Origin of the sequence: Paenibacillus salivarius, assembly GCF_051307165.1 — a bacterium.
In the GTDB taxonomy this organism is placed as follows: Bacteria; Bacillota; Bacilli; order Paenibacillales; family Paenibacillaceae; genus Fontibacillus.
Window position 1 is genome coordinate 329,663 of record NZ_CP195592.1, and the last position, 14,226, is coordinate 343,888.

Genomic DNA, 14,226 nt, shown 5'->3' on the forward strand with positions numbered 1-14,226 from the left:
TCTTTTTTTGTCAGTCACACTCGCGGTTATTCCTCAGAAAGTCATGAACGGTCCGGTTAAATGTCTCCGGTTCTTCAACGAATGGGAGGTGCCCGCAGTTCTGCATGCGAATGATGGAGGATCGCTTTAGGTTTTTATGTAAAAGTTCGGCGGTCTTGATGTTGTGGGGATGGTCTTGTTCAGTAATGATGATCAAGGTCGGCACTTGAATCTCCCCTATCCGATGGATGGCGTAAGGCTTTACGGCAGAAGAAAGGTTGGGGGAGAACCGGCAGAAGTTGCGGGGGTCCCTGACTTGTCGAATGACCGTTTCGCGAGCTTCCTTTTTGGCCGAAGAAGGAAAAAAGTAGTCCCAGAACGGATTTGCTATGAATGATTCGATGGCTTTTTCCCGTCCTTTCAGACGTACGTTGATGAAATTCTTCATTCCTTGCCAGGCCAGCTTTAGCGGGTAAGGGTGGCCGTTAACGGACGGGCAGACAAGAACGAGCGCCTGGACCAAATGCGGGTATGTTAGCGCAAAATCCACGGCAACGCCGCCTCCCGAAGAAGAACCGACGAGAGTCAACTTTTGCAGGTGTAAGGATTCGACGAGCCGTTTTAAATCGTCGACATTCGAGAAAGGGGAGTTCGGAGTGCTCGATTGCCCGTAGCCCCTCAGATCATAGCGTACGAGTTGATAGTGCTCGGAAAAAAAGTCCGCCTGACCGCTCCAGATCCGATGATCGTTAAAATTTCCGTGCAACAAAACAACCGGATGTCCTTTTCCCGACACCGCATAAAAAATCCGCCCGTCTTTCACGTTTAAATAATCTTGAAGCATCGACCTCAACCACCTCCGGAACAAGAATTGAGCTATAAAAGATCTGCATGCTGCAGATGATCTTCAATAATGGATCTCAGCACTTCGGATACGGAATAATCCCCTCTGCGGCAAAGCTGGTCGATTTCATCCCAACACGTCTGCGGCAAAGTCAACGATATTTTCCGGGTTGTGCCGATCGGCTTGCGTCCCGCTCCTTTTCGATTCCCGCCTCTGGGGGCGGCCGGACGGTTCGCGTCCTTGTTATTCATCAATTCCATCTTGTCACCACCCATCCCTATCATTTCATAGGGGTGATTTGCCGTCAATTTTTGCTACCTTAATCAAAAATCGGCCCTTTTTTCGAAATAAGAGCCTGTGTTTGAGAGAGTTTTGAGAGAGAGCTCTGGTATTTTGTTAGGTACCAACAATTCATAATCTGCTTCATTGTGGTGATGGAGTTGTTATTAACTTACAGGATGGGAGAGTCAAATGAAGAAAAAGCTCATTTCAATGGCGGCGGCATTTATGTTACTGGCTGCAAACACGCCGATGGTGCACGCGCTGTCGCCGGTTGCAGAGGTATATTATAATGTCGGAACGAGTCTTAGCGACTCCAGCGAATACGAAAGCAGGTTGACCGAAGCGGTTAAAAACAAGCTCCAGGCCGCGGGCATCAATCCTAAATACGTATCGATCATGGATGCGAGCGCCGATCCGGCTTCGGTGACGGATACGACTTATAATTATGTACATTCCGGTTACGACAGCTGGTATATAGGCAACGGGCCGTACGTCACCGCCCCCGAGGTGGAAACGGCCGATTACAATCACGTGCAAGTTTCCAATGGCGGTAAGACCTTAACGTTCTATGGTTATACCCAGCCGGGTTACAAGGACTTCATGCTGACGGAAGGAAGCCCTTCTGGCAAAAAGATCATCACCTTCGATATGGATGAATCGAAAGTGGATTACCACAGCATGGATGGCGGAGGCTTCTTATTCAATACAGCCATCGATCAGGACGATAAATTGAGCGGATATGCGATTTTGTATGTTCAAGGATATGTCAACGTCTACAAAATCGGCGGGATGGACGTTAACGCGCTGCACAACGAGTCGATGAACCCCTTGGGTTCCATGGCGGGCGTAACCCTCGTCGGTAGTTACCCGAAGGGATCATCCACGCAGCACAGCATTAAAATTGTCGCCACCGATGCGGAATTAAATATGTGGGATAACGGCGAACACATCATTCAAGATTTACGTCTTCCCGACGCATACGGCAACGAATTCGGTCCGATCGTCAGCCATGTCGGTCATGGATGCCAGATCATTTCGATTTTTGCCTATGATAATATGAAGCTGTTCTCGACTTCCAAAAAGAAATTGGACGAGGCGGCCGAAGACGTTCTTTGGGAACCGCATGCGCCTTTGCGTTATCTGGTGAACATCGACGATGAGGACCCGACCGATATTTTGACGAACCCCGGGTTAAAGGAAAAGCTCGACGACAGCGACGTCCAATATGTCGGGGTCACGGACGTGACTTATAAGGACATCGAGGAAACGTTCATTAACGAGCTTAAGAAGGGCGGCCTTCATATCAATTCCGGCGATCCCCTCGATGAGGTCATCGACAAAATTGCCGAACGCATAGCCGAGAAAATCATTACGGAATATAAATCGTCGATCGAGGATATTGAGGCGGCGGAGATCAATACCAACATTGAGTACTCCCCTGGCGATTCGAAAAATGCGGTGAGAAACGACATCACGCTGATTCAAGACGATAAAGTAACCACAGTCTGGTCCTCCGATCAGCCATCGGTCATCGCGGCCGACGGAACCGTGACGAGACCGGTCATCGACCAATCGGGTACTTACGTGACCCTGAAGGCAACCATTACCCAAGGCGGGCTTACCAGTGAAAAAACATTTACCGTCTATGTGCTTGCCGCGGATCCGGCTCCTTTGGCGACATTGTCGGCAGTAGGAGGCAACAAACAGGCCGTATTGAGCTTCCCGGCCCTTAAAGGGGCGACGAAGATTACGGTTATGCAATCCACCGATAATATGAACTTTACGCCGTCCACCGTTTCGGAAACATTGAGCGCAGCATCCACAAGCGCTACCGTTACCGGATTGACGAACGGCACGAAGTATTATTTCCAACTGCTGGTTGAGGGCGGCCGATATGCGGGCCCATCCAATGTGGCATCGGCAACGCCGAGCGCGCCTACCGTTCCTACCGTTCCTAGCGTTCCTGCACCAAGTACTCCGACACCTACACCGTCGGCACCTGCTGCGGAGCAACCTACCACGAAAACGAAGGTCACGGTTTCCGACCAGGAGCATGGAGGCAAGGTCGTAGAGGAGAAAATTACGAAGCTTGTCGGCGAAAACCTGAAGGTGTCCGGAAAGATCAAATCGGCAAACGGTCAAACGCTGAATCTTCCGAATATCGTCATGAACGGGGACGGAACCTTCACGATCCCGAAAGTGGCGCCGGGCGAATATCAGCTGGCGCTGAACGTAATCGCGCCTAACGGCGAGAAACTGGCGGGCCCCGCAGGCAAGCTCGTCGTCGACAGTCAAGGGAATGCGAACCTGTCGGTCGATCTGGTCGATCCGTACGGCACGATTCTCGATGAAGTAACCGGCCAACCGGTCGCGGGAGTAAATATGCAATTGTATTGGGCGGATACGGAGCTGAACCGCTCCAAAGGCAGAACGCCCGGAACATTAGTGCCTTTGCCTGAGCTGCCGGACTTTTCGCCGAACAAGAACCATAACCCGCAAGTAAGCTCGGAGAGCGGACAATACGGATGGATGGTATTCCCAGAAGGGGACTATTATTTCCTGGGCGAGAAAGACGGGTACATCCTTTTCGACAGCCGCAAGGATCCGCGTGAAGAAGAATTCGGATCGGACAGCTATATTAAAGACGGCATCATTCATGTCGGAGACACGATCGTGAAATTCAGCTTCTCCGCACAGCCGAAGGTGAAGGCATCGGGCGATCATGGCGCGTACATGGTCGGTTATCCTGACGGCACTTTCAAAGCGGACCGGGGAATTACGAGAGCGGAGGTCGCTGCGATCTTGTCCCGCTTGTATACATCTGCGGGAAGCTCCAACAAAGTCGCGTTTGCGGATGTAAATGCAAAATCCTGGGCTGCGAATGCGATCGCGACCGCGAGCAGCAACAAATGGATGGTCGGCACCGGCAACAAGATGTTCAACCCGCAAAATCAAATCACCCGTGCGGAATTTGCGCAGATTCTCATGAATTTGTATAAATGGGATGCCGCCGGGGAGAGCACATACACCGACGTAGCCGGACATTGGGCGGAAAAGGCCATTGCGGCTGCCGAGAAGCAAGGTGTGCTGTCCGATTTCGCGGAGAAAACATTTAACCCGAATCAACCGATCACCCGGGTGGAGGTCGTCCGGATCTTTAACGAGCTGCTGGACCGCAACCCATGGACGATCAAGGTTGAACCGAAATGGACCGATGTTCCTGAAAGTCATGACAGCTATACCGACATTATGGAAGCTTCGACCCCGCATGCATTCGAGCAACTCGAAACGGGAATCGAAAACTGGAAAAAATAATTTAGATTTACCTTACCTAACCCGCTCCTACCGGAGCGGGTTTTTTATATGAAAATAGCCGAAAAGCCTTCTTTTCATATGTTTCATATACCTTGCAAATACGGACCGTGATATAATGAGCCATGTCAAGCTTTGTCGAATTTTTAACAATAAAATTATGAATTCAAGTTACGGTTTCAAGAAAGCAGGGGAACAGGCCGTTGTTTAAAAAACGCCGATTATACATTGTACTGCTGGGTGTCGTAATTACTGTATTCCTCGCCCTGTATTACGCCGGACAAGCTTATTTGGTCCGCAACGCGGACAGTCCCAAGGTCCAACAAGGCGTCATCGATCTAACCGGATGGGACTTTACGAATGACGGGCCTGTTAAACTGCAGGGGTCGTGGCAGTTTTACTGGAATCAGCTTCTGTCATCCCCTCCGCACGGGAAGCTGACGGGTTATATGGATGTTCCCGGCCAGTGGAACAGGAGCGGTTTTCCGGTCAATGGCGGAGCGACGTACCGGCTGCTCATCAAGGTGAAGCCTTCCGACATGATTTACGGTATGCGGATTTCCAATGCACAAATGGCCAGCGCCGTTTATGTGGACGGCGTCGAAAGGGGACGCAGCGGACGGCCCGCGGTGACCAAAAGCGGCTACACGCCGGAAAATAAGCCGTATACGTTCTATTTCCCGATCGAAGGGGGCACGGCGGAAGTTTTGCTTCAAGCGGCCAACTTCGATTTTATCCAAGGGGGAATCACAAACAACATTGAATTTGGCAGCATGGATGCGATCAGCCGCCTGGATCGAAGAATTACGGGAATGGATATCGTGGTCATTGTAGCGCTCGGGATGGTCGGGCTCTATCATATAGGGGTATTTTTGAAGCGTAGACAAGACAAGAGCCTGCTTTATTTCGGCGCATATTGCATCGTGGCCGGTTTTGCCTTCGCCTGTTTAAGCGAAAGATTGTTTACCCAAGTGTTGTATATGCTGCCTTTCGAGTTTTCGCACAAATTACAGCTGGTCGCGATCTACGGCTCGATCATCGTCATTACTTTATTCCTTCGGACCATATGTCCGGATATTGTACCGGCCTGGTTTTTCAGGGCTGTTTTTATGGTGTTCGGTTCGTTCGTGTTGATCGGTCTGATTTTTCCTTTCTACCTTTATTCGCACGTTACCTTCATATTCAGTACCCTTCAGGTCGTCGTGTATCTTGGTATCATCTGGATGCTGTCCACTTCAAGGGAAGACCGTTACGGAAATTTTAGCCGGCAGAGCATCCTTATTCTGATCCTCGCCTTTTATGCACTGCTCATCAGTCTTATTGATAACTCCTTATATATATTAGCGAAGTTGCCCAACAATTATTTGGGCATCGTCAGTATGATGGTATTCGCGATTCTCGTTTCATTAATGCTGTCTTTCCGGTTTTCCGATGCTTATAAGACGATAGAAGTCATGTCCGTCAAGCTTTTGGAATCGGATCGCCTGAAGGATGAATTTTTGGTCAAGACGTCCCATGAGTTTCAAACCCCTTTGAACGGCATCATCAATATTTCCCAATCGATGATCGACGGCAGGACTGCTGCGGGAAGTGATCATCACCGGTTAAACCTGACCGTCATTCAGGAATCCGCCAAAAGATTGTCCACCCTCGTCGGGGACATTCTGGACATGGAGAGGATTCGAAGAAACGACCTGGCCTTGCATCCGACTGCGGTTGATGTCAGGGTCACGGTGTCGATCGTACTGGAGGTAATGGGGCACCTTTCTACGGATAAGGACATCCGGATTCTCAACCGGATTCCGGGCAACCTTCCTCCCGTCCATGCGGACGAGAATCGACTCAGGCAGGTGCTTCTCAATCTGATCGGGAATGCGATCAAATTTACCGAGCGAGGTTATGTGGAAATCACGGCCGAACGCATCGGCGACGATCAAATCAAGGTGGTCGTGAAGGATACCGGCATCGGGATAGAGCATTCCGACTGGACGGCCGTTTTTCAACCTTTCATGCAAGCCGAAGAGGAAAAATCGCAGGGATATGGCGGCGTCGGTTTGGGCTTGAGCATCTCCCGGCAGCTTGTCCATATGATGAAGGGGGACATTTTTATAGAAGCTTCGGAACCGGGAGCAGGGACACGAATCGCCTTTGTGCTTCCCGTATCCGAAGAGTCGCCTCCCCCCGCGAAGCCGGCTCGTTCTCTCGACGGGGTCGAGCGGAAAGGTGCGAAACTGGAGACAGCGGCTGCAGTAGATACCCATCCGGGCATGTTCACCTTGCTCGCCGTAGATGATGAGCCTGCCAATCTGCAGGTTTTGAGAAATATTTTTTCGGAGAAAGAATTTGTCCTGCATACCGCCACCAATGGCAGGGAAGCGCTTTGTCAGTTAAAGGAAAATGCGAAGATCGATTTGGTTCTGCTGGATGTCATGATGCCCCAGTTATCGGGTTATGAGGTATGCCGGGAGATTCGCGAAAAATACACTTTATTCGATATGCCTGTCATTATGCTCACGGTACGAAATGCGCCTCAGGATTTGGCGGCGGGTTTCGCGGCGGGAGCCAATGACTTTATCGTTAAGCCCTTTAACGCCATGGAGGTTACGGCCAGAGTAAAAACGCTGCTGAAGCTCAAAACGTCGGTTCGGGAGGCGCTGGATTCGGAAATGGCTTTCCTGCAGTCGCAGATTAAACCGCATTTCTTATTCAATGCTTTGAACGCCATCCTCTCTATATGCTATACGGACGGCGCGAGAGCTGCCCGGCTGATTAACCACCTCAGTCATTATTTAAGGCGAAGCTTCGATATTTCCAGCACGGATCAGTTCGTTCGGATCCGCGAAGAGATCAAGCTTGTGGAATCCTATGTGGAAATCGAAAAGGCCAGATTCGAAGACCGGTTGAATGTGTATTATGACATTGACGACTCCCTGCTGGATTGCCGCATTTTGCCGCTCACGATTCAGCCTTTGGTCGAAAACGCGATTCGGCACGGCCTGATGAGAAGAAAGCACGGCGGCCAGGTACGGCTCAGCATCAAAGCGGGGGCGGTAGAGCGGGAGCAAGCGGTTCTCCCGGAACCGGATTTTGTCCATGTGGAAGTGTGGGACAACGGACTGGGAATCGCTCCGGAAAAAATAGCGGCATTATTGGGGGCCGATGATCGGCATCCCGAAAAGAGCGGGGTGGGTCTAAAGAACATCCAACGGAGACTTCAGGTCTTCTTCGGGCAGGGCCTGGACATGACAAGTGAGGAAGGGGAATGGACCCGTGTGCAATTTCGATTCAAAACTTCAAGAAGCGGAAATTCAACTCCATCGGATGACGTGTGATGCGCCATGCTGAAGGTCGTGCTGCTGGATGACGAGAGGCCTTCGTTAAACGTGCTGAGCCAATTTATCGGGACCCGCAAGGATGTACAGATCGTCGGCGCCTATACCGACCCTTCGGAAATGCTTCAGGATGTAGACAGGCTTCGGCCCGATCTTGCCTTTGTGGATATTGAAATGCCGGAGATGAACGGCTTGGAGCTGGCCGCCCGCATGCTAAAGATCCGGGAAGATATCGAGCTCGTATTCGTTACCGCTTATCGTCAATACGCTTTGGAAGCATTCCGGGTGAGCGCGGTAGACTACCTCTTGAAGCCGGTAGAGCCGGAGCTGTTGTACCGCACTTTGGACAGAGTGCAAAAAAGGAAAGGCAAAGCGGTCACTGCAACGGCGGCTCCGAAAGCCGGTCCCCGAATTGTTTGTTTTGGCGGTTTTGAAATCTACAAGGAGGATCAGGCAAAGCCCGTTCGGTTTCCTACCGTCAAGGCGGAGGAACTGTTCGCTTATTTGCTGGTGAACCGGAACACGACGGTATCCAAATGGACGCTGTGCGACCGGCTTTGGCCGGAAGTGCCTTCCGCGGATAAAGTGGAGCATAAATTGCACGTGACCATGCACCGGATGAAAAAAACACTGCGGGAGAACGGTATAGGCGTTCGTATTTCTTCTCAGAGGGGATTCTATCGTATGGAGTGCGACGAGACTTGCGATTACTTGCTGTTTGAGCAAGCGGTTGCCGATATGACGAACGCGGAGAACGGGGATCCCGAAGCTTTGGCTAAGACGATTGAGCTTTATAAAGGACCGCTTTTCGCGAATCGGGACTACGATTGGTGCGAAGCGGAGCGGGAGCGGATGTCCCGGTATTTTTCCGGACTCTCCGGAAAGCTGGCCAAACGGTACTTCGAACAACAGCGATATCCGCAGGCGGTCAAAGTCCTTCTTTCCTTGATCCGTCACGAACCTTTTCATGAAGAGGCGCATGAGCTCTTATTAAGAACATATCAAATTTTACAAGATAGAACCGCATTCTTAGCTCATTATGAAAAAATGAAAAAGAGCTTTATGGAAGAACTGGGGGCCGCCCCTCCCGATGTTTTGACTAAAATGGCGGAAGATATGTTTTAGTTTCGTGTTATCCATTCGTACCGTAAATGAAGGCTTGCCGCAACCTTCGACTTGGATGAGTCGGGGGTTGTTTGTTTTTGGTGCGACCGGCGAAACCTTCTGTTATCGTGGAACGTATAAATTTAAACTATTTTCATTTATTCACATCAGGGGGAGGGTTTGCGGTTTGCTGAACATGCATTTGAACGGCTCGTTGCTTATCCATGAACGGAAGGATCGGAAGATGGAGCCCTTTTACTGGATTCTCACGTTCGAAGTGATGGCATTTCTGATTGTGCTGGCCGTTGCCTTAGTGGTCGGGCCGGTTTTGCTGATCATGAATGATCAGGCTTGGTGGGGGTACGCCCTGCTCGTTGCCGGGGGAGTGCTTGCCGCCCTGCTCGTGCGGTTTACTTTCCGGTATCTTGCGAAATTAATCAGAAAAAACCGGCGTCTTAATTTATACCGGATCTATGAGGATAGGATCGAGTATGCAGCCTACGATGCCGAAAGGCTAAACCGTAGGGAGGATCGCTTTCCGCTGGAGCGGGCGGAGTCGGTTTGCGCGTCCCTGTATGTCGCTCAGCAGTCCTACCATTACAAAAAAACGGAATGGACCGAACGGGTACCCGCCTATGAATTGCTTCCCGTTCTATACATTGTATATCACGGAGAGGGGGGCCGCAGCGTATTGGCGGTTCCCTTCTATGGAGACAATGCGGTCGATCGCTGGCTCGGTACGCTGCAGCAGCGCGGCATCCCGATCAGAGCTACCGAAGAGCTGCTGCTGCCCCGGCCCGAAGCCGATTGGCTTTCGGTGTTGGACAACGGCGAGTTGACTGTTCCCTTTGCGTATGACGGTAATTTTCGGCTCGACTTTGGGCGTTTTATGCATGAAGCGCAAAGCAGAACGCCTAAGGAGGATTCTCCGGCGGGGATGGAGGATACGGAAGCCGGCGGCTTCGGGAAAAGGGCGGTTCCGATCGGCATGGAGCCCGTTCCCGGCGGTTCCGGCGCCCGTTGGCTCCGTTACCCGTCCTACGTCGTAGTTGTGCTGCTCATCGCTTCGCTATATCCGATCGTTCTGCTTGAAGAAACGGGCATGATTCCGGGAATCGGCACGGTCTTGTGTTTCGTTGTCTTGTTCGTGGCGGCTCTGGCCTTTTTTTACCGGATGCGCCGTTTGACCGTGTGGGCTCCGATCCTGTTCGTGCTGGTCGCCTGCTTGGGATGGTTTATATTCGGCGCCTCTCTGGAGTCGCGAGGCGACATAGCCTATGAGGTAACCTCGGCCGCCGCAGGGGCGGCGATCCTGCAGCCCGCGCTGGTCTGGCTGCCCTACGGAGCGGCGGTCTGGATCCGGCGCCGATGGCCGGCCGCTTACCACCTTCGGCGCATAAAACCGTCGGCGAAGGCAGCCGGCAGTGAAGGGAAGGGGGAGCGCGCATGAAGCTGTATCCGGAAATGTTCATATCGAAATGGCATCTTATCGCGCTCGGCATGATCGTGATTGCCTGGATTGCACTCTGGCTCGGCGGGTACGACCGGAAGACGATTTTAAAAAGCGGGCTGGGAGCCACGCTGGTTTTGTATATCGTCGCAACGATTCCGATCGCCATAATTACTCACGACCATATATCGGTAAAGGAGCGGATGAACGCCGAGCTGGACCGCCATTACGCCATTCGGCTGGAAGCGGGACGGGAACTGAGCGATATCGATAAACTCGCCGCCGTCGCCGTACCTTTCCGGGATGACGATGACTACGCCACGTATATTTACGCCGGTAATTATTCCGAATCTTTTTCGTTCAACGGTATGTTGAAGATGGCGATTTATGACGAACAAGGCAAGCTGCTGCATGAGGAGACCTACGAGAAGGTCGTCCTGAAGCCGGGCGAAAGAAAGAAGGTCGACAAATTCTATTCGGAGGGGTATGCCAAAGGGTATCAATACAAGTTCACTTATCATCCCCCGGCTGAAGGCTCCTGAATGTCGAATCGCGGTAAGGCATTGTGACGATAATCACTGAAAATAAAAATCTAAATTTTGAATAATAAAGATAGTGAATATTAGGTTTATGATTATTTGGTGAGATAGGTAGGGGAAGAGAACATGGGAGCCATTCGTGAATCGGTGGATCAGGATTATATGATTGAGCGTGTGCGGGAGTTGTTCCAATGCAGAGTACTCTGGAGCGAAGGGCGTCCGTGCCTGGAATATAACAGCCGGGAAGAGTTGGACAAAATTTCCGATTACGTGAAGGAAAATTTTGATACGGAGCTTCTGGACGTCTTTTTTACGGCAGTGGAGAGCCTTCCTGAGGAATCTTAGATTTTAATTATGACAAGCATGGTGTCATAATCGATATGGTATCTTTCTCCTATCTTTCATTTAAAGGAGAATGGCCATGAACAGTTTAGAACAAATTCGCCCCTTTCGAATCGGCGTATCTCAGAGGGAACTTGATGATCTGGAGGAACGATTGAACCGCGCACGCTTTCCCGAATTACCGGATACCGGGTGGGACCGCGGCGTCCCGCTGTCGTATTTAAAGGAATTGAAGGAATATTGGCAGGAAGAATACGATTGGCGGAGGCACGAAAGGGAACTAAATGAAATTCCGCAATATATGATTACGATCGGCGGGCAAAATATTCATTTTCTTCATATCCCGTCTCCCGATCCGGACGCCAAGCCATTGATGCTTATCCATGGCTAGCCGGGATCCTTTGTGGAGTTCCTGGACGTCATCGGGCCGTTGTCCAATCCGGGCGCTCATGGGGGAAATCCGGGCGATGCGTATCATCTGGTCATTCCGTCGATTCCGGGATTCGGTTTTTCCGCCCCTTTAAATGGACCCGGTTGGACTCCTGCCCGCATCGCAGGAGTCTTTCTTGAGCTGATGGATCGTCTCGGGTATGCGCGGTTTTGCGTTCAAGGCGGGGATACCGGAGCCTTTATCGCGCCGGAGATGGGAAAACTGGCGCCCGACCGCGTGATCGGCATTCATCTCAACGCGCTCCTTACGTTCCCGTCCGGCGAGGAAGGCGATATGGAGGCCCTATCCGAGGAAGAACGACGGCGCATGGCGCGCATGGAGAGCTTTAACGACGGATACCTGCAAATCCAATCGAAGAGTCCGCATACGCTAGCATATGGCTTGCATGATTCGCCTGTCGGCCAGTTGGCGTGGATCGCCGAAATGTTCATGAAGTGGACCGATCCGGAGGAAGCTCTGCCGGAAGCCTCCATAGATCGGGATCGCTTGCTGACCAATATCAGTCTGTATTGGTTTAGCGGAACAGCCGGATCTTCGGTACAGATCTACTATGAATCCATGAACGACCCGATGGCGTGGATGCCCAAGGAGCGAGGCACCGTTCCGACAGGTGTACTGGTATCCGTGACCCATGACACGGCCATCCGATGTTTTGCTGAACGGGAAAACAATATCACGCACTGGACGGAAGCATCGGAAGGCGGCCATTTCTTCGCTCTGGAGAAGCCGGTACGCTTTGTGGAGGATCTCCGCCGGTTCTTCCGCAGCTTGGATTGAGGCGACTGATAACGATGGCACGGTATGACGATCAGCGGCTAACGAAACTGTATAACCTTATTCGGGTAAAATAGCGCGATTCGAGAATCTAACGAAACTGGATATCGCTATTTTGGAGAAATTTGCCCTATAAGCCCACAAATTCGCCGAATAGCGCTATCACGTTTCCTTAGAGCGGCCGAGCGGGGATAGGGCGAGCACCGAACATCCCATTCATTATGGATCACGGTCTCATTTCCCGGTTTCGACGCCGTCGGTATCGTTCTGGTATGCTAATTGGAATAATGTTTCGGAACGGGGTGAGCGAATGAAACTGGACCGTTTGCTGGCGATCACCTTGGAGCTTATGGCGAAGAAACGCGTCCGGGCTTCCGATCTGGCGGCCCGCTTCGAGGTTTCGACCCGGACGATCTATCGGGAGATCGAGCTCATCAATCAGGCCGGTATACCGGTCGTTTCATTTACCGGCGCGGATGGCGGGTTTGAGATTATGGACGGGTTCTTTCTGAGCAAGCAGCACTTTACGGTGCAGGATTTTTCGGTCATATACCAGCTGCTTCAAAGTGTGGAAGGAACGGTTGGGGACAGGTTCACTCTGTTGAAGGATAAGCTTGGCAGCCTTCATCCGAAGCTGTCCAACCGGGAATATACGGATGACATCCTGTTGGAGCTGAGCACTTCACAGGATGAAAAAGAGACCGTTCGCGTCATCTATCATGCGATTCAACGGAAAAAGGTCATCGGTTTTTCTTATCGAAGCGCCTCAGGCACGGTAACCGGGAGAAGGGTGGAGCCGGACCGGCTGGTTTGGGACCGCGGCGCATGGTACCTGGATGGGTACTGTTTGTCACGGAGGGCCCCCCGCTTATTCCGCGTTTCCAGGATAAGCGCTCTTCTCGTGCAGGAAGAGAGGTTTCAGCCGAGAGAGCCGGCGCCGGCTTTTCCTGAAGATAAGCCCTTAGGAATGCATGCCCGCCTGCGGTTCGAACGGTCGGCGGAGCCCCGGGTGTCCGAACAGTTTGCGGGACAATGCCGTTATTCGGGCGATCATATCGAAGTGGAGACCGTGTTTTATACCGAGGCATACGCTTTGTCCGTCGTTCTGAGTTACGGATCGAAAGTCATCGTCCTGTCGCCTCCGGAGCTTAAGGAAGCCTTATTCAGGGAGATCCGGGAAATCCGGGGAAGATACGGGGAGCCGGGGTAGGCGGCGGTTGATCCCAAAGACGAAAAAAAACAGGGCCTCGATGAGAGGCCCTGTTTCATTTATTTTTCCTTCAGCAAATCCCGGATTTCCGTCAGCAACACTTCTTCTCTGCTAGGGGCTGGCGGTGTTTCCGGTTTGCTTTCTTCTTTCCGTTTGAATCTGCTGATGGCTTTGACAAACAGGAAAATGGAGAAAGAAACGATGAAGAAATCGATGATGGTCTGAAGAAACGCGCCATATTTTACGACGGCATCCCCGTATGTAAATTGGAGCCCGTTCAGGTCCACTCCTCCCAAAAGCAAACCGACGAGGGGCATGATGATATCGGCGACTAAAGAGGATACGATTTTCCCGAACGCTCCGCCGATGACGACCCCGATGGCCAGGTCGAGGACGTTTCCCTTCAGCGCAAAAGACTTAAACTCTTTCCACATGAACATAACTCCCACTATAAAGTAATGTTTTCTCCTGTTTTCTCACAAAATCTCAATATTTCAACTTTGACAGCTTGAGCGGTAATATCGGAGAATGTAGCCTGTGCACGGACTAGAGTCAGAGCGTAGGCGGGAATAGAGCTTAGGATGTCAGATTCCAAAACTGTGGATGG

The 14,226-nt window shown here is 51.5% G+C and carries 12 protein-coding genes; 9 read left to right on the plus strand and 3 right to left on the minus strand.

Annotated elements, in window-relative coordinates; translation table 11 throughout:
• Window positions 1-10: 10 nt before the first annotated feature.
• Both ACSFXJ_RS01580 and ACSFXJ_RS01585 read right to left on the minus strand, forming a co-directional pair.
• Window positions 11-823, minus strand: coding sequence for an alpha/beta fold hydrolase (locus ACSFXJ_RS01580; RefSeq protein ID WP_435923473.1), 813 nt, complete (start codon window positions 821-823; stop codon window positions 11-13).
• Between the two features lie 32 nt (window positions 824-855).
• A complete protein-coding gene (locus tag ACSFXJ_RS01585) occupies window positions 856-1,083 on the minus strand; it encodes a ribbon-helix-helix domain-containing protein (RefSeq protein ID WP_435923474.1) in 228 nt (75 codons plus the stop codon).
• A gap of 211 nt (window positions 1,084-1,294) precedes the next feature.
• Here ACSFXJ_RS01585 and ACSFXJ_RS01590 point away from each other — a divergent pair, with 211 nt between their 5' ends.
• The 9 genes from ACSFXJ_RS01590 to ACSFXJ_RS01630 all read left to right on the plus strand — a co-directional run bounded on the left by ACSFXJ_RS01590 (window position 1,295) and on the right by ACSFXJ_RS01630 (window position 13,619).
• Window positions 1,295-4,420, plus strand: a complete 3,126-nt coding sequence (locus tag ACSFXJ_RS01590; RefSeq protein ID WP_435923476.1) for an S-layer homology domain-containing protein — start codon at window positions 1,295-1,297, stop codon at window positions 4,418-4,420.
• A 200-nt stretch (window positions 4,421-4,620) separates the two neighbouring features.
• Complete coding sequence (locus ACSFXJ_RS01595) at window positions 4,621-7,749, plus strand: hybrid sensor histidine kinase/response regulator (protein WP_435923477.1); 3,129 nt, start codon at window positions 4,621-4,623, stop codon at window positions 7,747-7,749.
• A 6-nt stretch (window positions 7,750-7,755) separates the two neighbouring features.
• Entirely contained in the window at window positions 7,756-8,874 is a 1,119-nt protein-coding gene (locus ACSFXJ_RS01600; RefSeq protein WP_435923478.1) for a response regulator, read from the plus strand.
• Window positions 8,875-9,040: 166 nt separating this feature from the next.
• Window positions 9,041-10,303 carry a hypothetical protein gene (locus ACSFXJ_RS01605; RefSeq protein WP_435923479.1) on the plus strand — a complete coding sequence of 421 codons (1,263 nt, stop codon included), beginning with the start codon at window positions 9,041-9,043 and terminating at the stop codon, window positions 10,301-10,303.
• Window positions 10,300-10,845: a hypothetical protein gene (locus tag ACSFXJ_RS01610; RefSeq protein ID WP_435923480.1), complete on the plus strand. Its 546-nt coding sequence runs from the start codon at window positions 10,300-10,302 to the stop codon at window positions 10,843-10,845. Before ACSFXJ_RS01605 ends, ACSFXJ_RS01610 begins: the two co-directional genes overlap by 4 nt.
• Before the next feature lie 123 nt (window positions 10,846-10,968).
• On the plus strand, window positions 10,969-11,187 hold the full coding sequence (locus ACSFXJ_RS01615; RefSeq protein WP_435923481.1) for a hypothetical protein: 219 nt from the start codon (window positions 10,969-10,971) through the stop codon (window positions 11,185-11,187).
• A 76-nt stretch (window positions 11,188-11,263) separates the two neighbouring features.
• A complete protein-coding gene (locus tag ACSFXJ_RS01620; RefSeq protein WP_435923482.1) occupies window positions 11,264-11,575 on the plus strand; it encodes an epoxide hydrolase N-terminal domain-containing protein in 312 nt (103 codons plus the stop codon).
• A 12-nt stretch (window positions 11,576-11,587) separates the two neighbouring features.
• Entirely contained in the window at window positions 11,588-12,412 is an 825-nt protein-coding gene (locus ACSFXJ_RS01625; protein WP_435923484.1) for an alpha/beta fold hydrolase, read from the plus strand.
• A gap of 307 nt (window positions 12,413-12,719) precedes the next feature.
• Window positions 12,720-13,619 carry a helix-turn-helix transcriptional regulator gene (locus tag ACSFXJ_RS01630; protein ID WP_435923486.1) on the plus strand — a complete coding sequence of 300 codons (900 nt, stop codon included), beginning with the start codon at window positions 12,720-12,722 and terminating at the stop codon, window positions 13,617-13,619.
• Window positions 13,620-13,678: 59 nt separating this feature from the next.
• Here the strand turns inward: ACSFXJ_RS01630 and mscL are convergent, their stop codons facing one another.
• A complete protein-coding gene (gene mscL, locus ACSFXJ_RS01635) occupies window positions 13,679-14,053 on the minus strand; it encodes a large conductance mechanosensitive channel protein MscL (RefSeq protein WP_435923487.1) in 375 nt (124 codons plus the stop codon).
• Between the last annotated feature and the right edge of the window lie 173 nt (window positions 14,054-14,226).